The sequence below is a fragment of the Pyrococcus kukulkanii genome (assembly GCF_041647995.1).
Lineage (GTDB): Archaea > Methanobacteriota_B > Thermococci > Thermococcales > Thermococcaceae > Pyrococcus.
Window position 1 is genome coordinate 66,313 of the sequence record NZ_JARRIB010000002.1, and the last position, 20,574, is coordinate 86,886.

At 46.0% G+C, this 20,574-nt stretch carries 25 protein-coding genes and 1 pseudogene; 10 read left to right on the plus strand and 16 right to left on the minus strand.

Annotated features, from left to right (window positions below; all coding sequences use genetic code 11):
- Positions 1-2 precede the first annotated feature (2 nt).
- Together P8X24_RS04370 and P8X24_RS04375 are read left to right on the plus strand one after the other, a co-directional pair.
- Entirely contained in the window at positions 3-1,358 is a 1,356-nt protein-coding gene (locus P8X24_RS04370; protein WP_372914258.1) for an RsmB/NOP family class I SAM-dependent RNA methyltransferase, read from the plus strand.
- Between the two features lie 117 nt (positions 1,359-1,475).
- A complete protein-coding gene (locus P8X24_RS04375) occupies positions 1,476-1,808 on the plus strand; it encodes a hypothetical protein (protein ID WP_372914259.1) in 333 nt (110 codons plus the stop codon).
- Here P8X24_RS04375 and P8X24_RS04380 read toward each other — a convergent pair.
- Positions 1,795-2,823 (minus strand): radical SAM protein, encoded by a 1,029-nt coding sequence (locus tag P8X24_RS04380; protein WP_372914260.1) that lies wholly within the window; start codon positions 2,821-2,823, stop codon positions 1,795-1,797. The two genes, P8X24_RS04375 and P8X24_RS04380, sit on opposite strands and share 14 nt — an antisense overlap.
- 114 nt (positions 2,824-2,937) lie before the next feature.
- Between P8X24_RS04380 and P8X24_RS04385 the strand changes: the two genes are divergently transcribed.
- The 4 genes from P8X24_RS04385 (at position 2,938) to P8X24_RS04400 (ending at position 5,983) form a co-directional block, all read left to right on the plus strand.
- The gene (locus P8X24_RS04385; protein ID WP_372914261.1) at positions 2,938-4,236 is read left to right on the plus strand and encodes a serine hydrolase; all 1,299 of its coding nucleotides are present in this window, start codon (positions 2,938-2,940) and stop codon (positions 4,234-4,236) included.
- Positions 4,233-4,655 carry a methyltransferase family protein gene (locus P8X24_RS04390; RefSeq protein WP_372914262.1) on the plus strand — a complete coding sequence of 141 codons (423 nt, stop codon included), beginning with the start codon at positions 4,233-4,235 and terminating at the stop codon, positions 4,653-4,655. Before P8X24_RS04385 ends, P8X24_RS04390 begins: the two co-directional genes overlap by 4 nt.
- Positions 4,624-5,118: a DUF2250 domain-containing protein gene (locus P8X24_RS04395; protein ID WP_372914263.1), complete on the plus strand. Its 495-nt coding sequence runs from the start codon at positions 4,624-4,626 to the stop codon at positions 5,116-5,118. Before P8X24_RS04390 ends, P8X24_RS04395 begins: the two co-directional genes overlap by 32 nt.
- Positions 5,119-5,512: 394 nt before the next feature.
- The gene (locus tag P8X24_RS04400; RefSeq protein ID WP_372914264.1) at positions 5,513-5,983 is read left to right on the plus strand and encodes a hypothetical protein; all 471 of its coding nucleotides are present in this window, start codon (positions 5,513-5,515) and stop codon (positions 5,981-5,983) included.
- Between the two features lie 152 nt (positions 5,984-6,135).
- On the opposite strand, the gene P8X24_RS04405 is transcribed toward P8X24_RS04400, so the two are convergent.
- Complete coding sequence (locus P8X24_RS04405; protein WP_372914265.1) at positions 6,136-6,993, minus strand: helix-turn-helix transcriptional regulator; 858 nt, start codon at positions 6,991-6,993, stop codon at positions 6,136-6,138.
- A complete protein-coding gene (locus P8X24_RS04410; protein ID WP_372914584.1) occupies positions 6,990-7,328 on the minus strand; it encodes a DUF134 domain-containing protein in 339 nt (112 codons plus the stop codon). Before P8X24_RS04410 ends, P8X24_RS04405 begins: the two co-directional genes overlap by 4 nt.
- Before the next feature lie 56 nt (positions 7,329-7,384).
- On the opposite strand from P8X24_RS04410, the gene P8X24_RS04415 reads away from it, so the two are divergent.
- Positions 7,385-7,792, plus strand: a complete 408-nt coding sequence (locus P8X24_RS04415) for a PPC domain-containing DNA-binding protein (RefSeq protein WP_372914266.1) — start codon at positions 7,385-7,387, stop codon at positions 7,790-7,792.
- Here the strand turns inward: P8X24_RS04415 and P8X24_RS04420 are convergent.
- The 9 genes and pseudogenes from P8X24_RS04420 to pstS form a co-directional block, all read right to left on the minus strand.
- Positions 7,789-8,376: a phosphate signaling complex PhoU family protein gene (locus tag P8X24_RS04420; protein ID WP_372817037.1), complete on the minus strand. Its 588-nt coding sequence runs from the start codon at positions 8,374-8,376 to the stop codon at positions 7,789-7,791. The two genes, P8X24_RS04415 and P8X24_RS04420, sit on opposite strands and share 4 nt — an antisense overlap.
- Before the next feature lie 10 nt (positions 8,377-8,386).
- Positions 8,387-8,956 carry a hypothetical protein gene (locus P8X24_RS04425; protein WP_372914267.1) on the minus strand — a complete coding sequence of 190 codons (570 nt, stop codon included), beginning with the start codon at positions 8,954-8,956 and terminating at the stop codon, positions 8,387-8,389.
- Positions 8,953-9,708, minus strand: coding sequence for a phosphate ABC transporter ATP-binding protein (locus P8X24_RS04430; RefSeq protein ID WP_372817041.1), 756 nt, complete (start codon positions 9,706-9,708; stop codon positions 8,953-8,955). Before P8X24_RS04430 ends, P8X24_RS04425 begins: the two co-directional genes overlap by 4 nt.
- Positions 9,705-10,532 (minus strand): phosphate ABC transporter permease PstA, encoded by an 828-nt coding sequence (gene pstA / locus P8X24_RS04435; RefSeq protein ID WP_372914268.1) that lies wholly within the window; start codon positions 10,530-10,532, stop codon positions 9,705-9,707. The genes P8X24_RS04430 and pstA overlap by 4 nt, the downstream gene beginning before the upstream one ends.
- Positions 10,519-11,445, minus strand: coding sequence for a phosphate ABC transporter permease subunit PstC (gene pstC / locus P8X24_RS04440; protein WP_372914269.1), 927 nt, complete (start codon positions 11,443-11,445; stop codon positions 10,519-10,521). The genes pstA and pstC overlap by 14 nt, the downstream gene beginning before the upstream one ends.
- Positions 11,429-12,214 carry a sugar phosphate isomerase/epimerase family protein gene (locus P8X24_RS04445; RefSeq protein ID WP_372914270.1) on the minus strand — a complete coding sequence of 262 codons (786 nt, stop codon included), beginning with the start codon at positions 12,212-12,214 and terminating at the stop codon, positions 11,429-11,431. The genes pstC and P8X24_RS04445 overlap by 17 nt, the downstream gene beginning before the upstream one ends.
- 47 nt (positions 12,215-12,261) lie before the next feature.
- Entirely contained in the window at positions 12,262-12,786 is a 525-nt protein-coding gene (locus P8X24_RS04450) for a hypothetical protein (RefSeq protein ID WP_372914271.1), read from the minus strand.
- 102 nt (positions 12,787-12,888) lie between these two features.
- Positions 12,889-13,574, minus strand: a pseudogene (locus P8X24_RS04455) (alkaline phosphatase).
- A gap of 117 nt (positions 13,575-13,691) precedes the next feature.
- Positions 13,692-14,861 (minus strand): phosphate ABC transporter substrate-binding protein PstS, encoded by a 1,170-nt coding sequence (pstS, locus tag P8X24_RS04460; protein WP_372914272.1) that lies wholly within the window; start codon positions 14,859-14,861, stop codon positions 13,692-13,694.
- A 296-nt stretch (positions 14,862-15,157) separates the two neighbouring features.
- Here pstS and P8X24_RS04465 point away from each other — a divergent pair, with 296 nt between their 5' ends.
- Positions 15,158-15,688, plus strand: a complete 531-nt coding sequence (locus tag P8X24_RS04465; protein ID WP_372914273.1) for a hypothetical protein — start codon at positions 15,158-15,160, stop codon at positions 15,686-15,688.
- Here the strand turns inward: P8X24_RS04465 and P8X24_RS04470 are convergent.
- The 4 genes from P8X24_RS04470 to coaD are packed head-to-tail and all read right to left on the minus strand — an operon-like array spanning position 15,656 to position 18,611.
- Entirely contained in the window at positions 15,656-15,829 is a 174-nt protein-coding gene (locus P8X24_RS04470; protein WP_372914274.1) for a hypothetical protein, read from the minus strand. The genes P8X24_RS04465 and P8X24_RS04470 overlap by 33 nt on opposite strands.
- Before the next feature lie 8 nt (positions 15,830-15,837).
- The gene (locus tag P8X24_RS04475) at positions 15,838-17,079 is read right to left on the minus strand and encodes a phytoene desaturase family protein (protein ID WP_372914275.1); all 1,242 of its coding nucleotides are present in this window, start codon (positions 17,077-17,079) and stop codon (positions 15,838-15,840) included.
- A gap of 10 nt (positions 17,080-17,089) precedes the next feature.
- Positions 17,090-18,106 carry a M48 family metallopeptidase gene (locus P8X24_RS04480; protein ID WP_372914276.1) on the minus strand — a complete coding sequence of 339 codons (1,017 nt, stop codon included), beginning with the start codon at positions 18,104-18,106 and terminating at the stop codon, positions 17,090-17,092.
- A gap of 31 nt (positions 18,107-18,137) precedes the next feature.
- Positions 18,138-18,611, minus strand: coding sequence for a phosphopantetheine adenylyltransferase (gene coaD / locus P8X24_RS04485; RefSeq protein ID WP_372914277.1), 474 nt, complete (start codon positions 18,609-18,611; stop codon positions 18,138-18,140).
- A 77-nt stretch (positions 18,612-18,688) separates the two neighbouring features.
- On the opposite strand from coaD, the gene P8X24_RS04490 reads away from it, so the two are divergent.
- Together P8X24_RS04490 and P8X24_RS04495 are read left to right on the plus strand one after the other, a co-directional pair.
- The gene (locus P8X24_RS04490) at positions 18,689-19,030 is read left to right on the plus strand and encodes a hypothetical protein (protein WP_153012543.1); all 342 of its coding nucleotides are present in this window, start codon (positions 18,689-18,691) and stop codon (positions 19,028-19,030) included.
- A gap of 41 nt (positions 19,031-19,071) precedes the next feature.
- Entirely contained in the window at positions 19,072-20,391 is a 1,320-nt protein-coding gene (locus tag P8X24_RS04495; protein ID WP_372914278.1) for an acetate--CoA ligase family protein, read from the plus strand.
- Positions 20,392-20,574: the final 183 nt, after the last annotated feature.

The following is a 20,574-nucleotide window of genomic DNA, read 5'->3' on the forward strand; positions in this document are numbered from 1 at the left end:
CGATGGAGACTAAAGAAGAAAAGAAGCTGTCAATACCTCCTAGAGGCATTAGAGCAATAATAGAGGCCGTTAGGTTAGGAGAGATTATAAAACCAAGCCAATATGCAAAAAGAGAAGCATTCAAGAAGCACGAGATAGAAGAGGCGTGGCTCAATAGGGTTCTTACAATGATATTTTATGACATAATGAAGAAACAAGGACTTATAGATAAGGCAATTCAAGAGGTTGTGGGCGTAACCCCCCTAATCCTCGATCCCTGGCTCAGAGCGGCCCTAAGGGTAGCTTTTGACATAGTTCTCTTCCACGAGCCCAATGCTAACACACTGAAGAACCTCCGTTGGAAGGCATCAGACTTCATCTCAGCGAGAACTCACCCGTACGTTGGCATGTATTACTGGGATCTAATGGACAAAATCCTAGGGTACAAACCAAACCCAAAAACAGAATTAGAGAAGCTTGAATGGGAGTACCTAGCCCCAGCATGGCTTATAGAAAGGGTTAAAACAATATTAAATGAGGAAACTGAGGCCTTTTTCAAAGCTGTAAATAGGAGGCACGAGTGGATAAGTATAAGGGTCAACACTCTAAAGGCAGATGTTGATTCCGTCATTGAGAGATTCAAAGAAGAGGGGGTCGAAGTTTTAAAGAGTGAAAGGGCACCAACTGTTATAAAGATCAAAGGACCGTACGATTTCGACTCCAGTGACCTCTTCAAAAAAGGGAAGATAATAGTTCAAGAGGAAGCTTCTGCAGTCGCATCCCTTATCTTAAACCCCCAACCTGGGGAAATTGTTGTGGACTTAGCCGCAGCTCCAGGAGGAAAAACGACTCATATGGCAGAGTTAATGCAGAACAAGGGTAAGATTTACGCTTTTGACATAGACAAGGCTAGAATGAAGAGGCTCAAAGACTTCGTTAATAGGATGGGCATTAAGATCGTTAAGCCAATAATAAAGGACGCAAGAAAAGCCCCTGAAATTTTAGGAGAAGAAGTAGCCGATAAGGTTTTGCTAGATGCACCCTGCACTTCCTCTGGTACCATAGGTAAAAATCCAGAGTTAAGGTGGAGGCTCAGGGAAAGCAAGATAGAGGAGATGGCAAAGTTGCAAAGAGAACTCTTGGAAAGCGCGGCAAAGCTGGTGAAGCCTGGAGGGAGAATTCTTTACACAACATGTAGTATATTCTTAGAGGAAAACGAGGAAAACGTTAAATGGTTCCTAAATACCCATCAAGAATTTAGGCTGATAAAGCTTGAAGGTCCCTATGATCCAGGCTTCTCAGAAGGAACAATGAGGGCATGGCCCCATCGACACGATACAATAGGATTCTTCTATGCACTGTTTGAAAAGGTGACATGATATCCTCCATATTTTAGATCTCCCTCCAAATAAGTGGAGATTTTCTTCCCAACTAGCAATTTTACATTTAGAAAAACGTTAAAAAGTTTTACAACTCAGTAAAAGTGGTGTTCAACGATGCTTGAGATATTGTCATTTATGTTCTTTACAGGTGGAGGGCTAGTAATGCTCTTCATAGCAGCGTTCGCAGTTACCTGGCCCCAAAGAATAGCAGCGCTGTTAGGAGCAATTGGCTATGGAATCCTGGGTTTTTTGACCGTAGAAAGCATGTCAGTTGACGTAAAGAAGAAGAAAGGGGCTGACAAAAATGTTATCTTGGGGATAACATTGATCTCGTTTGCCCTTAGTTATTACGCTTTAGTCTCATACATAAAGAACTATTTCGCTCCACTGCTCTTAGTTGGCCCTGGCCTCTTATTGGGATTCTGGATATTCTTCAAGGGGAAGTGAGCCTTAAGAGCCACGGATTTCCCACAAAAACCCTTTTCAATTTTTTCTTTGCAATTCTCACGAGCTTTTCCATCTGCTCATAACTCGTCGTTGGAACGTCGTTCATTAAATGTTCTGGGTGGAATGCCAAGAGGACATATGGAATATTTCTGTCTATCGAGGCTATATAATCAACTATTCCCCCCACCTCAACCTCGTCAACGTAGTGCGGGACAACCAAAGTGCTCACGACCAGCTCCGCATCCTCCTCTTTGACTATCCTAATGTTTTCCTTTATCCTCTCCACGGCCTTCTCTCCATTAACACCCGTTAAAGCTTCATAAACCTCTGGAGTATAGGCTTTCCAGTCTATCTTAACTATTCCTCCGCTTTCCCTGCTTACCCTGGCCATTTCTCTCATGATTCCTGGGTTCTCTAGGCCATTAGTTTCCCAGCAGATCCTTATCTTCTTCCTTTTCAATATCTTCCTAGAGAACCTTATAGCGAAAGGTGAGTAGGGAGCTGGATCGCCACCGAAGAAGCACACGCAGGTTACTCTCCTATCCAAGGCAACACTAACTAGTTCGTCTATGGAAACCACCGACCCGTGAGAGGTTTTGTGCTCTACATTTTGACAGAAGAGGCAGTCAAGGTTGCAGGCGTAGAAGAACACCGCAAGGTTGTAGAACCCAATATGATCCTTTTCTGGACATACGGGCTCTGCAACACAGTTGGTTGGGTGGGGATCTAGGTAGTAGAAGAGCTCCGCCTTATCAAAGCCGTATTTGGGCCTTAGACCGTTGGAGTTAATCCACACTCCGCAGTACCCTACATCTTTAACCTCACATTCATTTACACAGAGGGTGCACTTAACTCCCCCTTTGGGCGGTTCTATAGGAAGGCCTATCCTTTCCCTAAACTCTTTGTGGGACTTTAGGGAGAACTCAAGGTGGCCCCTTCTCAAGCAGTCAACGCACACTCCAATACTCTCGCTTATCTCTTCACTCTCCTTTCCACAGATTCTACACTTGGTCACGAAGTTAAATTATTCTGAATGAGGAATTAACGTTTCCTGTAACAGTTGTCATAGCGTCCAAATGATCATCGAAATATTAAATAGTAGCAAAACCTACTCTAATTAGGTGGTCCTATGGAGGAGTTCATAGTCGAGAAGATGAAGGAGAACAAGATCCCAGGAATAAGTTACGGGGTAATAGATGGAGAGAAAGTTGAGATGAGAGGAATCGGCTTTAGGAACGTTGAGAAGGCCCTTCCCGCAACGGAGAGGACACTCTATGGAATAGCCTCGGTAACTAAAAGCTTCACTGCCCTAGCTGTAATGAAGTTAGTTGAGGAGGGAAAGCTCGATTTAAACGCTGAAGTTGGCAATATCCTGGGGATAGAACTCAAGCCCTTCGGAGAGCCCGTCAGGGTTCATCATCTTCTCACCCACTCCTCAGGAATTCCATCCCTGGGATATGCTGAAGCTTTCATTGATGGTTTCTTTGGCTCTAAGGAGAGCTGGTTGCCAGTAGCTAAGCCCCAGGATTTAGTGCCCTTTATAAAGGACATGGAAAGCTGGGCCGTTGCAAGGCCAGGAGAAAGGTTCTTCTACTCAAACACCGGCTACGTCCTCTTGGGTCTCATCATCGAGAAAGTCTCTGGGGTTAGATACGAGGACTTTGTAAGGGAGAAAATCCTAGAACCGCTAAAGATGGAAAGGACAGATTTTAGGCCAAAGGACGAGGACTTCGCTACTGGCTACATCCTTCAGGAGGGAAAGCTAGTTCCAAAACCCTTCCCGTACGGGATAACCTCTGATGGCGGATTGATCAGTTGCGTGGAGGATCTCGTGAAATATTTGAGGATGTACATCACCCTCGAAGGACCCGTCAGTGAGGAGTACCTCAAGTTAATGGAGAAGGAGTATATAGAAGTGCCCTGGCAGATGTTCGGAGGGGAAGCTTATGGTTACGGCCTCGTAATCTACCCAAGGTTCTACGGCAAAAGGCTAGTAGGCCACAGCGGTTCCCTAGGTTCTTACACGAGCTTCATCGGGTACATTAGGGATGAGGAGCTTGGAGTAGTCGTGCTAGAGAACGCTTCAGGCTACGCTCCCTCCCTGATAGGGATGTACATCTTAGCCGAGAAACTGGGAGAGGATCCCTACAAGATAGAGGCCATAAGGAGGGAGGAGATACTCAAGAGACTCGAGGGAACTTATTATGGCTTCAAGAGGACTATAAAATTCACGGTAAAGAGAAGAGGAGACTTCCTGTTCCTCGAGGGAGAGTGGGGAAGCGTTCCCTTGGTTCCAGAGGTAGTTGAGGAGGACTACGTTAAGGCCTTTACTCTCTCTGGCGGGAGGAAGATGTACGCTGAGTTCTTCCTTAAGGACGGAAAGGCGGAGATGCTCTACGAGAGGTACAGGCTAGTGAGGGAACCATGAGCTTCTTTGGAATAGTCCCCAGGGTTTCGATGTTTGCCCTCCCCTACGCGCTCTTTGCCCTTTACCTTAATTTCAGGTTTAAACTGTGGTTTGGATTACCGGTCTTAGGTTACATTATGCTGTTCCTAGGGTTAGTTCTGTGGTTGGTATGCTACTCTCAAGTTTCTAGAGCTTACGGGGAGCGTAAACTCCTGACTACCGGATGCTATTCTAGGATTAGGCATCCTATCTACTCCATCTGGGGATTTCTGATAATCCCTGGGTTCTCCCTTATCGTTGGTGGGTTCATGCTTGGTCTGCCCGTTGCGTATTGGCTCTCCATGCTGAAGTTTATAGGGGATGAAGAGAGGGAACTAGAGGAGATGTTTGGGGATGAGTGGAGGGAGTATGCAAGGAGAACGGGCAGGTTCCTTCCTTAAGCTCCTGCCGGTTCATCTGTACGTTCTTCTACATTTGAAGAAGGCTGGAGTTGACTACGCAAAGATGATGGCCAAGGTTAGTGGGCTTCCGGTGGATTTAATCAACGATGCAATAAAGGATCTCATGGAGGCTGGATTTATAGAGCGTGATCCCGGGAGTGCCATAAAGAGGAGCAAGGCTAGGTTCAAGAAGGCCTTCGAGGTTCACAAGCACCACACGTACTACAGGCTTTCGAGAAAGGGCGAGCTGTTTCTCAGGTCGTTTGATCCCAGGGAGTACTTTAATTCGCTATTCCCGAATGGATGGGAGGTGGTTAGGGGCCTAGCTGAATGCAAGAGCGTTAATGAGCTAAACCTTGATGGGGAGAGGGTTAAGGAGCTGAAGATTTATCGGTTTATAACCGAGAAGGGGAGGAAGACCGAGTTCTTTAAGGTTTTGACAAGTTTTCTCTCTTTTCGATAGGGATGCCCCATACTGTATGGGGTGCCCCGACATTTCTGTTCATCATTTTAGATATAAGGTTGATTATATCCAAAATAATGAACAAAAACGAACATTACATGTAAAGGCAGAGAGAGGCCCGAGAACCTCCACTAAACCTGTATTTTTAAAAGAGAAGAGTTATCTCCCAGAAATTAGGGACACCACCGATTTAAACAACAAATAAAGGACAATTCCTACCTTCATTCCAAATTCAGAGTCCAAAAAGACAGAGAAGATCCAAAGTATTTTGGAAGGCTTTAGAAGCTAAAATATATTAGCACTGACGAATACGAGAACATTAGAATAACCGTTGCATTTTTATAAAGAAAAGGTGATATACGAACTAGTCTTACTGCCGTATTTGGTGAATCCAATGGTGATAAAGATGGGAACGGCGGCAAGAATTGTCATAGCCGTACTTTTAATAGGTTCCCTGGTTTTCATTCCAATAGCAACGGTTCAAGTAAACTCCAAAGAGTACCAACTAACGTACTCCGAGGTTGCAGTGTTAGTCTTCACGAAGACTATGGGCTCGATAGTACATGAAGTAACCACAGAAGACATAGTCCCCCAAATATTTTCGGAAGTTAAGAGCAGAGAAGAGGCGGATATAATTCTATTCCTGTTTATCCTACTTATGACGTTATTACTAGCGGCTCCAATAGGTAGTCTAGTAGCGTTAGCTTCAAGGGCTGGCTTTGGTCTCGTTATTATCTCAATGCTTCCAGTTACCGCCTACATACTTAACTATGGGAAGCCAGAGGCGGGTCTTTATATTGTGTGGGGTCTTGCACTCTTGGGTCTTGCTCTCGGTGGGCCTAAGAAGGAGAAGCTCAAGAAGTGACTTACCATCTTTCTTCGTAACCTTTAATTTTATTATGAGAGCCGGCTTATATAGATGCTAATCCCTGAAAAATGAAAGCTCGCGTATCGGCAGGTGCATTTACCCACAATTATAGTAATAAATTGCCATTTATTACTATTAACTGTTGTATTTTAGTCCTTAGTTTTAAGTTCTATATTTAAAACTGCCCAAGTTTCATTATTTATTTTTTCTAATTTTACTATATTCAAACTTTCAAGTCTTTTTAGAATTCTCCATGTTGTAGTTCTTGGAATACCAAGTTCATTCCTAATATCTGCTTGCCTCACCTTCCCACCATGGTCAGCAATGTACATTATAACGGCCCTTTCATCCTCGTTAAGGTTGAACTTTTCTGAGAGCTCTTCAAGCGTTATTCCCTTTAATCTCTTAAATCTAATCTCTTTTCCAAATATTCCAACTCCCAAACCAATTAATAATCCAAATAACAGAGCTAATGCTGTTTTCCTCGTGTCACTAATTTTCTCAGCTACAGCCACCGTCTTAGTTATAGTCACGGTTCTCGTCGCAATGCAATGTTCGAAAACGTACTCTATGTACTGTGTTCCCCTAGGCATGACAACGGAGTTGCCATTTATGCTTAAGGGAATTCCAGATAAGCCAACAATTACGGAATCTTGAGGCAGAATTACCACTTTCGTGTCGTTGAAAGGTAAATTAACCCTCCAGATTTTTCCTTTTTTCGATGTCAGCTCCGATGTCAAGTAGGAAACTTCAAGAACTCCTGATTCCCCAGGATAAACGACGATTCCATTATTCATGAATACAAAAGATACCTCTTTGTCATTTATCTTTACAGATAAATTTGTAAAATCTTGGATAGGGAGGAACACCGAAACGTTCTCTCCTACACTTACATTTTCTAGGATTTTAACTAGTGCATAACCATCGGGGAAAACTTTGATCGTTACATTATAAGCGAGAACTTTGGGCAGGAGCAGGAGTAAAATTATTATCGCAAGTTTTTTCATTCCTCATCACTTACCACTTCATTGCCCTGTGGTAGAATGATTAATTCTCTCCCCTCAACCAACATCTGTGCGATCTTCCTCCTTGCTGAATTAAGGGCTCTCCATACGGTTCCTCTTGAAACTCCCATTCTCTCTCCCGCTTCTTCCTGGGTAAGTCCCTCATAGTCCACTAGCCTTAGGGCCTCAAACTCCTCGTACGTCATTATTATCGGTGACTTCGGAGGCCCTACTGGGGGTAGCGCTGGATAGAAGTGTCTAACCTGAGGTATGAAGCCTATCATCCGCATCTTCCTTCTCCTTCCTCTTCCCCTTCCCCATCCCATCCCTCTCGGCATGGCTATCAATGAGAAGTTTAATGAACTCCTTTATAGCCTTTTATTTGGGTGGTACCATGTTCTCCGGGGGAAGGATATACATGTTTAGGGTTCCGGAAGGGGAGGAGTTTATAAGGTACATGCATGAGTTCTTGGAGAAGGAGGGAGTTGAGACAGGAATAGTGAATGCCATTGGAACGTTAAGGGATCCCAAGGTAGGCTACTTCCTGGAGGGAGAAAAGAGGTACAAGGTTATAGAGCTGAGGGGAACATATGAAATTGCTTCTCTGATAGGAAACATCAGCCTCAAGGACGGCAAGCCGTTTTTACATGCCCACGTTGTCCTTGGAAATTCAGAGGGCAGGGCCTTTGGGGGTCATTTAATCGAAGGAAGGGTTCTAGTTGCTGAAGTCTTTGTGCTTGAACTGAAAGGTGAGAGGCTTGAAAGAAAAATGACGGAGAAGGGGTTAGCTCTGTGGCCCTAAACTCTCTTTCCTTCCTTAACGTAAATCACCTTCCCTCCAATTTCTTTCGCGTGGTCGCATATCCTTTCCAGGTGTCTCAGTATCAGGGCTTCCCCAGGATGACACTCCTTAATTCTCCTCAGGGAGCTTATGTACAGCTCGTCGACCTTATTGTCTATCTCAAGTATCCTCCCACTCGCCACCTCGTCAAGACTTGAGAAAGCTTCGATTGCAGTCTTAACTGCTTCCATCGTCAGCTCAAATGCTTCCTTTACTATCTCGCTCCTTAGCTCTCCCAGGATTTTCATTGTCCTCTCTATTTCCATGGCGTAGCGCGAGATCCTGTAGAGGTCGTAACTAACGTCAATTGCGCTCTGTATGAACCTCAGGTCTGAAGCTACTGGAGAATACCTGACCAATAGCTCCGTGGCTATATCAAGTATTTCCTCCCTTATCAGCTTCAGCTTTGCGGCTACTTCCTCCGCATCATTGAATTCACCATCTAGAGAAAGCTTTGCGTACCCCAGGGAGGCTAGAGCTTCTCTCCCCATTTCCTCTAGGAGTTTCCTTATCTGCTCTAAACCCAAATCGAGTAACCTCCTCATGATATCACCCCTACGTGATGTAGAGAATAGGAGTTCCTTCGAGGGTCTTCATTCCCCTCTGGTAGTAGAGGGGCGAGGCCAAAATGTGCTTAAGGTGGTTGAACGTTCCTTCAAGCATGCGAGCGTCATCGCTGTTTTGTAATCCCTGGGAAGGAAGTTCTTCTTCATTAAATTCCTCAAACGCCTCTTGGAGGTATGGGAGTTCATTCCTGCTTATCTTCCTGTCCCCCGTGAGTCCCTCGACGTCCTCCCGTATCCATGGGATCAGTAGTTTCACTGCCTTCTTAGTAACTTCGCAGTTTGGGCACAGCTTGGATACTCTCTTAACGTACCTGGCTATTCTGTATAAGTTGTGCAAAACCTCTATACATGCCCTCATGAATCTTAGCTCTCTAGCTAGGGGCTGGAACCTTAGTAGTATCTCTATTGCGATATCGTTTGCCTTCCACTTTAGATCCATGCCCTTCCACCTTAGCTCCTCTACCATCCTCTCGCTCCTCATGTTCCTCAGTACCTCCACGGTAACGCCTCCCAGGCTCTCTATCTCCCATCTCATCCTCTCCATTGGCCGCCACTTCATCCCAGGGCACCTGTAACGTACTTTTCGGTAAGCTCGTGCTCGGGGTTCTCAAAGACCTTCCTAGTTGGTCCGACCTCGATGAGCTTGCCCATATAGAGAAAGGCCACATAATCAGAAACCCTTGCCGCCTGGGACGGGGAGTGAGTGACCAGAACTATTGTATATTCTTTCTTTAGCTCGAAAAGCAATTCTTCTATCTTTGCGGTTCCAACTGGGTCTATGTTTGCCGTGGGCTCGTCCATTAAGAGTATCGAAGGTTGCATTGCTAGGGCCCTGGCAATAACGAGCCTCTGCCTCTGCCCACCGGAGAGGTTTGAGGGGTAGTCGTTCAGCCTGTTCTTTACTTCATCCCAAAGGGCGGCCTTCCTCAGGGCCCACTCTACCAGCTTGTCGAGATCCTTTCCTTTAGCCATACCGTTCATCTTAGGGCCTATCGCGACGTTTTCATAGATCGTCAGGTGGGGGAAGGGGTTAGGGTACTGGAAGACCATTCCTACTTGTCTCCTTACTTCCCTGGGGTCTACATCTTGGGAGTAGATGTTTCTCCCGAATATCCTGACTTCGCCCTCAACCTTCGCCTCGGGGTTCAGATCGAGGAGCCTGTTGAAGCTCCTCAACAGCGTTGACTTCCCGCAACCGCTCGGCCCCATAAGCGCGAATATGCAGTTCTTCGGAATCTCCAGGTTTATTCCCTTTATGACGAGGTGGTTCCCGTAACTTATCTTCAGGTCTTTCGTTTCTATGGCGTTCACATTTTCACCTCCCTCAGCTTCATCCTAATCGGAATGAATATCGCGAGGAACATGAGGAGGAGAATGAATGAGGCTCCCCATGCTATTGCATGGTATTCCTCACTCGGGCTCTGGATAAAGGTGTATATGAGAAGAGGAATTGCTCCAACGGGTTTTGTTATGCCTTGGAAGTAGACTTGATAGGCCCCTCCTATCGTGAAGAGCAGAGGTGCAGTCTCTCCGGCAACCTTTGCCATTCCTATTAGGAAGCCCGTCAGAATTCCCTTCTTTGCCATTGGCGTAAGAACCCTGAAGACCACTTGGCTCCTTGACAGGCCTAGGGAGTAAGCGGCCTCTTTGTACGTGAACGGGATTCCCCTAAGGGCCTCGTGGGTGTAGACTGCAACATAGGGGATCATTATTATAGCAAGGGCTAGGGCCCCAGCTAATAGTGAGAAGCTACCCATTCTGACAACAATGAGCCCCATGACGAAGACTCCAACGAGTATCGTGGGAAACTCAAGCATGACTTGGAGTAGCACCCTTGTAGCCCTTCCAAGGATGCTCCCAGGGTTTTCGTAGGCGTAGACACCCGTTAGGTAGGCAATTGGAAGCCCAATGAGAGATGCAAGTAAAACTAGGAGGATACTTCCCACTATCGCGGGCCCTATGCCCCCTTCCTCAAGGGTTCCAGTTACAAAGGTCAACCCCCTTTCGAGCACCACGGGCAAGCCTTTCGCAGTTACCGTGACTATTATGTGGAAGAGGGGGAGTATCGTGAGGAGGGTTAAAGCGACTATTAAGACCATGAACGCCCTGTCCTTTATTTCTCTAAAGTTTGACATTCTCCTCCCACCTCCTGAGGTACAGAACTCCTGTAACGTTCACGATAAGGCCTATGAAGAAGAGCATGAGGCCCGCTGCAAATAAAGCAGAGGTCATGTGCTCGTATATAAACGCGTTTCCGAACTGGTTCGCTATAAGGGAAGAGATTGTGCATCCAGGAGAGAAGAGACCTACAGTTAAGCTGAAGGTGTTTCCTATGACTAAGCTTACGGCCACCGTTTCACCTATTGCCCTACCGAAGGCTAGGATTATTCCGGAAACGATTGCTGGCTTTATGTATCCGAGGAGAATTTTTGTGGCCTCGTACCTCGTGAGACCCAAAGAGTAAGCTGCTTCCCTGTAAGTGAATGGAATCGTGGAGTATGCCTCCCTTATTATCGCTGACGCGAAAGGAGTGACCATTATACCAAGGAGCACTCCGGCTGATAGATAGCTGAAGCCTGTTATCGGAGGATGGGAGAACAAGGGTATGAACGACAAGTGCTCGTACAGGGGTTGCATCACGTACTTCTTTAGGAAAGGGACCAGGAAGAACACGCCCCATATTCCATAGATTATGGTTGGTAAGCCAGCCATTATGTCAGAAACAATTATCAGGGCATCCCTTATTTTACCCGAGGCATAGTCAACGACGAATATCGAATAGGCTATTGAAAGGGGTAATGCTATTGCAACTGCTATGGCCGATGTATATACACTCCCCCATATCGCCGCAAGTATTCCGTAAAACTCCTTCGAGGGCTCTTCCGCAGCCTTCCAGATGTTTTTTGTGTATATTGCCAACCCTTCCCAGTGGAATATCGGCATGGCGTTGTAGAGGTATACCATCACCATCAGCACTAGGAGCCCAAAAACTAAAGAAATTGCCGGAAGAGTAAGGGCTGAGAATGTGTCCCTAAACCTTAACTGCATACTTTATCGCCCTCCTTCTAACGAATTCTATGCTCCTGAGAATGGAGTCTTCGGAAGAATACCTCCTAATCTCGAGTATAACATTCCTTGGACCCTTTTCAAGAATCTCCCTAAATACGAAGAGTGGGATTTTGCCTTCCCCTATGGCCCTGTGCTCATCTCTAATCCCCATGTTATCGTGGAGGTGCACGTGCTCAGGGCTGAGCGTGAGGAAGCTACCGAGATCTAGGCCATACTTCCTTGCCGTTATGAAGGCGTGGCCTATATCAAAGCAGAAGCCAACGTTGTCCTCAAACATCGGTATGAGCTCATGGGGGAACACCCCAATCCTGTTGTCTAGAAGGTTCTCGATTACGAGCTTTACCCCGTACTCCTCGGCTATAGTCGCGAGCTCCATGAGTTGCCTCTTAGTGTTTATGAAGGCTTTGTGGTACGATTCGTGAATATCTCCACCGTGCATTACCACGTACCTTGCATTTAGGGCTTGGGCTACCCTGAAGACGTTCTCCATAACCCTTATGTTTCTCCTGCTGTACCTCCCCAGATCAACAGCTATAGTTCTCCCCTCAGAAGTTGGAGAGTGAATCGTGAATCTAACATTGAGAGTTGAGAGTAAGTCTAGGGAGCTCCAGTTGATCCCCTCTTCCGTGAGAACCTTAATGTCATCAAATCCAAGCTCAATCAAATCAACGCCCAACTCATCAATGGAAATTCCATGGCCGGAAATTTCCCTCACTATATAAGAGTTCACTCCAACTCTAGTCTTCAATTTAGACACCTCCGGAAATATCAGGAGGGGAGAAAGGCAATAATATCTCATAGATCCACTATTCCATTCCCATTCATATCAGCTAAGAAGTAATTTGTTCCAAGATATACGTTAAGAGCGAGTATTGCATCCTTCCAATCGGTTTTGCAGTCACTATTTAGGTCGCCCTTGACCCTTGGGATCCTGTATATTCCTGGGATCTCAACTTTTCCGAAGAGCATTAGGTCGGCTATTATTTTTGCCGTATCAACATGGTGGTGGAAGCCGACAAAGTACTCGGCTCCTGGACCGTAGGCTAGGAGGGGAACTGGCTCTCCCGTGTGCTTGTGGGACATGAAGCCCACTCCGCAATACCTGCTTAGGATCTCCGCTATCTTGTTGCTGAGCGCGTACTTGTTCGTTGAGTTTATTACGCTCGCTATCTCTTTATCTGTTATCTTAATGCCCGTATACTCCTCTATTACCCCCTTGACGTCTCCGGTCTCCTTTACCCTCTTTGCTATCTCACCAACACTCGCCTTTGCCTTTCCGATCAGGTCCGCCCTTATCACGTGGCCGTAGTTAATTCCCACTCCAAGTCCCCCCGGTTTCGTGGTCAGCGAGCACTATCACGAGGGTGTTTTCCTTCTTCCTCGCGTATTCGAGGACGTATCCAACGACTTCGTCAAACTCCTCTACTCCTCTGTTTCCGCAACCACGGAAGGAATATCATTCGTATGGCACGCATGGTCAATCCCTCCCCCTTCTACCATCAAGAAGAAGCCATTTGGATTCTTCTCTAGGACTTCTATTGCCTTCTTAATCATCTCCAACAGGCTTACCTGATCCTTATCCCTGTCGAGAACGTAGGGTATGTGGCTTTCAGCGAACAGGCCCAGGATTTTTCCCTCTGCTTTTCCAGCCCTTCCCTGTCAAATACTATAGTGTATCCTAGTTTTTTCGCCTCCTCAAGGAGCTCCTTGCTGAACATCTCCCTCCCACCGGCCATGAGAACAGTCACGTTGTGCTCTATCAACTGCCTCGCTATCTCCTTCTCCATGTCCCTGTCCGGAACGTGAGATGCAAACACTGCGGGGGTTGCGTGGGTTATTCTTGTCGTTGTCACAAGTCCCGTTGACTTGTTCATCCACTGGGCGAGCTCTAATAGTGTGGTGAGGTTTACGATGCCCTTTGAGGTGTTTAGGGTAGATATCATTCTGTTGTATGTCTTTATTCCGGTGGCAAGTGCAGTTCCCGCCGCGGCCGAATCAGTAACTTCCCCGCTCAGGGAATCTGTCTTCTCTATTCCGGTGTAGGGGAACTTCTCCATGTTCAGGGGCCCGTAGAGTATCTCGGTAAGCTGAATCTGTCCAAACCCCATTCCATCTCCGATCAGGATGATCACATTCTTGACGGGCTTTACGGGATAGGAATACACTTGGGGAAGTGCAAGGCCAAAAACTAGGAGGAGAAGGAGGGCAGCTTTGGCCCTCACTACTCATCCCTCCTGTATCATCTCGACGGCCTTAAGTCCTATCTTGGCGACCTCTGGTGGAAGCCCTACGTATCCTGGAGCGATGTGCTCTTCCTTCTGGCCCTCCGTAAGTATCCACTTTAGGAAGTCCTTGATTGCTCTGGCCTTCTCTGGACTATAGTGCTTTCCTCCCTTATTCTGCCATACGAGAATGTGCGTGAAGGCGACTATTGGGTAGGAGTTCTCTCCCGGTGCATCGAGAAGTTGCTTCAGATCCTCTTTGTATCCCTGGGTTGGATCAGGTATGTAGGCCTTGACGTTCGCAACTGCCGCTTTTATTGTCTCTTCCGTTGGTTTAACGTATTTACCGGCTTTATTCTCAAGTACCGCGACCTTGAGGTTCTCGTTTATCGCGTAAGAAAGCTCTGTGTAGGCTATGCTGTACTTCGTCTGCTTGAGCATCGCAACTACTCCAGAATTGCCCTTTCCTCCCATTCCCCTTCCCATCTTGTCTACTGGCCAGTCCACGACCTTTCCAGCACCCACCTTTTCGGCCCACTCCTTGCTGATTAGGCTTAGGTAGGTCGTGAATATTGCGGTAGTTCCGCTGGAATCGCTCCTGTGGATGACTATTATCTTCTCGTGGGGGAGATTTTCGTTGGGATTCAGCTTCTTTATCGCCGGATCGTCCCAGTACTCTATTTCCCCGAGGAATATCTTGGCTAGAACCTCCCTGCTAAGCTTGAGCTCTTTAACCCCAGGAACGTTGTAAACAACCACAACCGCGCCAACGATCTCAGGGAACTGGAGGGGCTGATCTCCTGTTGCTAAAAACTTCTTCCAAGTTGCCTCCTTTACTGGGGGATCCGTCCTTCCTATATCGGTTAACCCCTTGAGAAAAGCCTCCTGACCGTGCCCGCTTCCTCCACCCTCGTATTCTATCTTAACGTTTGGATGGGTCTTTTGATAGTCCTCTATCCACTTCTGGATCTGGTACATCGGGAAAGTCGCTCCAGTTGTTCTAATTACTATTACTTGGGATGAGGTCTTTTCCTTTATGGTTACCGTCCTTGTGTTAGTCATGGGCTCTTTGCTTGTCACGGTTACGGTCTTGGTTTCCCCTCCGATGCAACCTGCCACAAATACCGCTATTCCTAATAATATAATCAAGATTAAATTTGTATGCTCCTTCATGATGGGCACCAATTTTTACTCCAAATATACATAAATATAAGCGTTGTCGAAGTAGAATATGCATTCATACTTGTAGATATAAATGAATAAATAGTGTGAGTAGATCTAAAGTTGGATATATAGACTATCATCCAGATTTAACCGGGGAGCCATAGAGAACTTACTCAAAAGATAAACTTCTAATAATATTAGGATTTATATTGGTGGCTAATTAATGCGAAAGGACGTCTTAGAGGGAGCTTTTTAGCGTTAATTTTGACTTTGTGGTTTTTATCGTGGCTGAATAAATTTATTGGATGGAGTTGATCTCCTTATTGGGAATTGTTGGGATTGGATACGCCTTTAAATCCCCACTAAGATTGAAACTGGTAAGTGGGGGCTTCATTTTAGCCTTCTCTCTGCCAATCGTCACACTAACACTGGGAAAAATATGGTACTGGATAACAATCCTAATGACAATCCCTTCATATTACCTCAGATCGCTGGTTAGGCTCTCAATGAATACCCTAAAGGTGTTTGTTATTTCCGGCTTAATGTTTGCCCCGTTTGTTGTTTTCTCGAGCTTAAGCTTTTATGCGTGGGTACTCACTGGCCTTTATTGGCTAATTTTAGGTTTAGTTGGTTCTCATCTCAACTCCTCTTGGCCGGATGTGTTGGTGCCTCCTCTCGTAGTCTACTTCTTTACCTTGATCATCGCAATAACCCCTACTACCTCAGAAACCCAGCTTCTAAAGGCGGCGGCTCTAATAGTCTTAACTCCCCTTTACCCTATTGCCGCTTGGATTTCAAAGGATTTATCTGGTAAGAAAATACGCGCCGAGAACTAAGAGAGCTAGAAGGCCAAGAACTAATAGATAGTCGACCCAGGAATACTCCCTGGGAACTTTGCGCTCAACCTCCGCCTCTTTTCCCATTGTTTCTCTAACGGCAACTGCGGTCTCCAGATCTTTCTTGTTTGGAATTTGCATAAATAAAATTAGAGCTTCCAAGATTTAAAGTTGCCTATTCCGATTCTCTCTAGGACTTCCATGACTCCCAGAGCTATTCCATCCACTTCTATTCCTCCCATGGGCTTGTAGCCGTCTCCAACGACGTAAATTCTCTCAAGGGGCCACTCGACGTGCACTCCAGCCCTCGTCCTGTTGACTGGATTATCTCCACGGTAGACTTGGGCCAATAATGGTTCACCATCCGGAAATACCTCAAGGAGATCATCCCATCCCCTCTTTATGGCCTTTTTCGGGCTTTCCTTGAGGGCCATATGGGCCATTATGAGCGTGTACCCCTCTTTGGCAAGAGACGGATCCAGAGAGGAGGGCTCATTAAAGCCGTTGATGCTGAGCTGAGGTGTGAAAACTACCGTGTTCCCTATCCTGGGCTCCCCAGGAACCGCTAGGTTGAACTTAACTCCTTCGCTTGGCTTGATTCTCTTGACCTCTTTTAGGAAGTCGTGGGGGAATTCCCCCTTCCCAATTAGCTCCACGGTCTCTTTTACTCCAATGTTTGAAATTAAGATATCATATTGGTATTCGGAACCGCTCTCACCGATGACCTTTCCCTCCTCAACCTCAACGACTTTCTCCCTAGTTATTATCCTCCCCTTATTTTCCGTGATTATCCTCGCTAGCTCATCAATTACGGCCTTACATCCCCCTCTTATGAGTCCAGGGCCTCCCCACATTAACGTAGCCTTTATTTCCTTAGCCAGCTCTATTGCCGGGATTTCAGTTGAAGAAACGCTGTCAGCCCAGCCGGTGAAGCTCTCCAGGGATTTTAGAACGAATTCATTATCTCCAACCCTTTCCTTTATCCATTCATCTGCCGGCATGAGGGCTTCTTCTCCCTTTGGAAGCCTGTTGGCCTTTATCTCCGCGAGGAGTTTTAGTGCCTTCGCCTTCTCCTTAAAGCCCAGGAACTTCCAGCTTTCCCTGTAGTGCATGATTTTACCATCCCACAGTATCTTGCCCTTTGGGTTAGAATTCACTATCTCGACCTTTGCCCCAAGAATCTTAAGCAGGTGAGCTAGAGGGCCATCTTCTCCGTGGGGAACCATGTGGAGTGCCCCGGTAGAGAGCTGAAATCCTTTGTACGGTAGATTTGTGAACCTCCCTCCAATTATGGGTGATTTTTCAAGGATTGTAACTTCATACCCATTCTTAGCGAGAAATGCACCTGTCAATAATCCTCCGAGTCCTGCCCCGATTATTACAGCTTTCATCTAACCACCATCATACCATTTCCTCAAGTCTTTTAATTCTCTTCTTTATCGATGGATGAGAGTGCATGACGTCAAACCACCTTGGAGTGTCTTTCGGAATTTCGTTGATCTCCGCCAGCTTCTTTAGTGCGCTAATAATGTGCTCCTTTCCGGCTATTTTTGCGGCAAATTCATCGGCTTCATATTCGTTCTTCAATCTGAGAACTGTAAAGTCGTAGATTATCAAAGCAATGGACAATAAAACCGGACTAATTACCACCCACACAGGAAGGTCTAAGTTCATCGGGATTATCGCAAGTGTTACCGCAACAATGGGTATTATAGAGTTCTTAAACAGATGCTTCTTCTTGACGTGACCAAGCTCGTGCGCAATAACTGCAATGACTTCATCCTTATCGAGCTTTTCTAGTAATCCCTCGGTTACGTAAACATCCTTGCCCCCAAATCCCGAAACCAGTGCATAGGGCTTATCATCCTTCAAAACGTAGATGTTCTTAATCTTAATACAATATCTCCTGCATATCTCCCTTATTTCTTCGCTCAGCTCTCCTGTGAGCACTTCTCCCTTTCCAACTTTCTTTACAATCTTGGAGAACACTTCAGCAACTCCCATTGAATATATGATAAAGATCACAAAATTTGTAATTCCTTCAGTGGCCATAAAGAGAAATATCGTGCCAAAAACTATTGCCAAGAGCAACACAAAACCTAGGAGGAGAGTTTTCCGGTTCATTGTTTCTTTCTCGCTGTAATAAGCGAGGAGTAAGGTAGATGCTATTATAGGTAGCAAGGCTGGTCCAAATAAGATAAAGGTTCCAGATATTCCCGAAAACCTGCCAACGTAGTCAAAGAATCCTAAAACGCCGGATATAATAAAGAGAATTAGTTCAACAAAAATTGAGGCAATATATGCCTTGCTTAATTTGACTATTCTCTCCTTTCTGTTTATTTTGTCATATCTTCTTCCTTGAACGAGAACTATGGTAGGAGGAAGAACTACCGCGAGAATTAAAACCACCTGCCACATGCTCATCGATACTCTAGATCATTATAAAAGTTTATCTCTTTATTAGGTTGCCAAATGGATCAATAAGCCCTGCTCTTATTAGTGAGGAGCTTATCTTCCCACCAAGCTTGCTCTTAACTAAGGGTATTACTACTATCTCTAAGGGCTTAAGGCCCAACTCCTCTCTTGCCCTGTTTACGAGGAGGGCCCCCTTATATGTCTCCTCACTCACAACAATGGCCTCGAGACTCTTTATCTTGGTTGTGAAGCCTATCGCGTTGTGTATCTTGATTATCCTATAATTTTTAAAGCCGTTAACTTCAAAAAACATTAAAAGATCCCTGAGCCTTCTCTCATAGGGGAGGATTTTCTCGGCGTAGGGTTTTTCCCTAACCATTTCATCCGAGGTTAGTCCAACGTACACTGTCTCGCCTACTTCAAAGGCCTTCCTAAGTAATGCCTTGTGACCAAGGTGTAGCCTGTCGAACGTTCCACCAACGACGACTTTCTTGAACTTTTTCATCATGGTTATCTCCCCAGGAGGGTTATTATGGTTTGTGGATGGGACGACCATTGAAGGTAAACTTATTTATAAGACAAGTGATGAGAATCGTGATGATGGCGATAGTAATAGCGATAGTTGTAGGTTTTATCTTCTCCATTGCATGGGCCTTAGCTTACTCCCTAATCCTAAAGCAGAGAAGCATCTTGAAAGCGATAGCACTCGTTTCTATAGTTCTAGGTGTTTCACTCGCCATGTACAGGCTACTCTATGCTTATCCTGGACCCGAATGGATACTCGGCTTTGCCCTGGGGGCTCCTGCTGGAATCAAACTTCTTCAAAAGATAGGGCCAGAGAAGCCAACGGATGAAGGGGCAATAGCAGTCCTGCTTGCTGGTCCTCTAATTCTAATCCTTCTATTGACAGCAATTGCCATCCTTTAAACCTTTTAAATATTTCATATGAGTGAATTTAGGGTGGTGAAATGGACTACTTCTTCTACCCAAAGAGCGTTGCCATCTTTGGATCATTTAGAGAGGGAAGCATAGCGAGGGAGATACTGAGGAACATAGTTGAGGGTGGCTTCGAGGGCAAGATAATTCCAGTCAATCCAAAGGGCGGAGAAGTCGAGATCGCCGGTAGAAAGTTCAAGGTGAGGGAGAAGCTCGACGAAAAGGTTGACGTTTCAATAATAGTGATCCCCGCAAAGCTCGTTCCTGGATTAATTAAGGATCTTAAAGGGTTGACTAAGGGGGCAGTTGTTATCTCCGCAGGCTTTTCGGAGGTCGGAAACGTTGAACTTGAGGAAGAGCTCGTGGAAGCTGCAAAGGAGGCCGGGATTAGAATTATAGGACCCAACTGTGCGGGAATTTTTGGAGTCCACGGAAAGTTCTTCGGATCGTTTGAGGTTCGTGTCAGGCCTGGAGGCCTGGCTTTAATAAGCCAGAGCGGAGCCTTTGGAGGGGCCGCACTGGCCATGGGCAACGAAGAAGGAGTTGGGTTTTCAGCGTTCGTCAGTTACGGCAACGCTGCTGACCTTGACGAGAGCGACTTCCTCAGGTACTTTGCCGACGACCCCAATACAAAGGTCATTGCATTGTACATAGAAGGTGTGAAGGATGGTAGGAAATTCGTGGAGGCATTAAAATATGCAACCTCGAAGAAGCCTGTAATAATCCTAAAAGCTGGAAAGAGCAAGAGTGGAGCCAGGGCCGCGCAAAGTCACACTGGCTCTTTAGCTGGCTCATATGAGATATATAGGGCAGTGTTCAGGCAGACTGGGGCAATTGAAGTTGGAGAGATGGAGGAGCTGTTTGATGCTGCAAAGGCCTTTGAGATGTACTCTAGGGCTGGAAAGAGGGTTGCGGTAATCACTAACTCTGGCGGGCCAGGAGTTTTAGCCACGGATAAGCTGGAGAAGCTTGGGCTTGAAATAGCTAAGCTCTCCCAGGAAACCATTGAAGAGCTGAAGTCTTTCCTACCGCCCCAATGCTCCGTTAAGAACCCGATTGACTTAATTGCCGATGCGGACTATGAGAGGTATAAGAAGACAATAGAGGTCGTGTGCAGGGATGAGAACGTTGATTCAATTCTTGTTATATGCGTTCCACCCATATTCATTCCCAGTCAGGAGATCGCCAAGGCAGTAATTGATGTCGAGTGCAACAAGCCGATAATAGTGAACTTTATGGCCGGGGAGCTCGTGAAGGAAGGAATAAAAGTTCTTGAAAAGGCAAAAATAAAGAACTTTCCAACGCCAGAGAGAGCAGCTAAGGCTTTGTCCTGGCTATCTAGTAGGTATTAATCATCCTGTTAGTTAGCATCAGGGACTTTTACCTTCCTGTCCTCTATTTTTGGGATATTCTCTGTTGAGCTCCGCTCGTCCTTTTTCTCTCTCCGAGGCCCTGGATGCAGTAGCCCTAGATCTTTGCTAAGGAGCCTTATTCCTATGGGATCTTCATATTTACCGTTTCCGCTACCGGTTGTA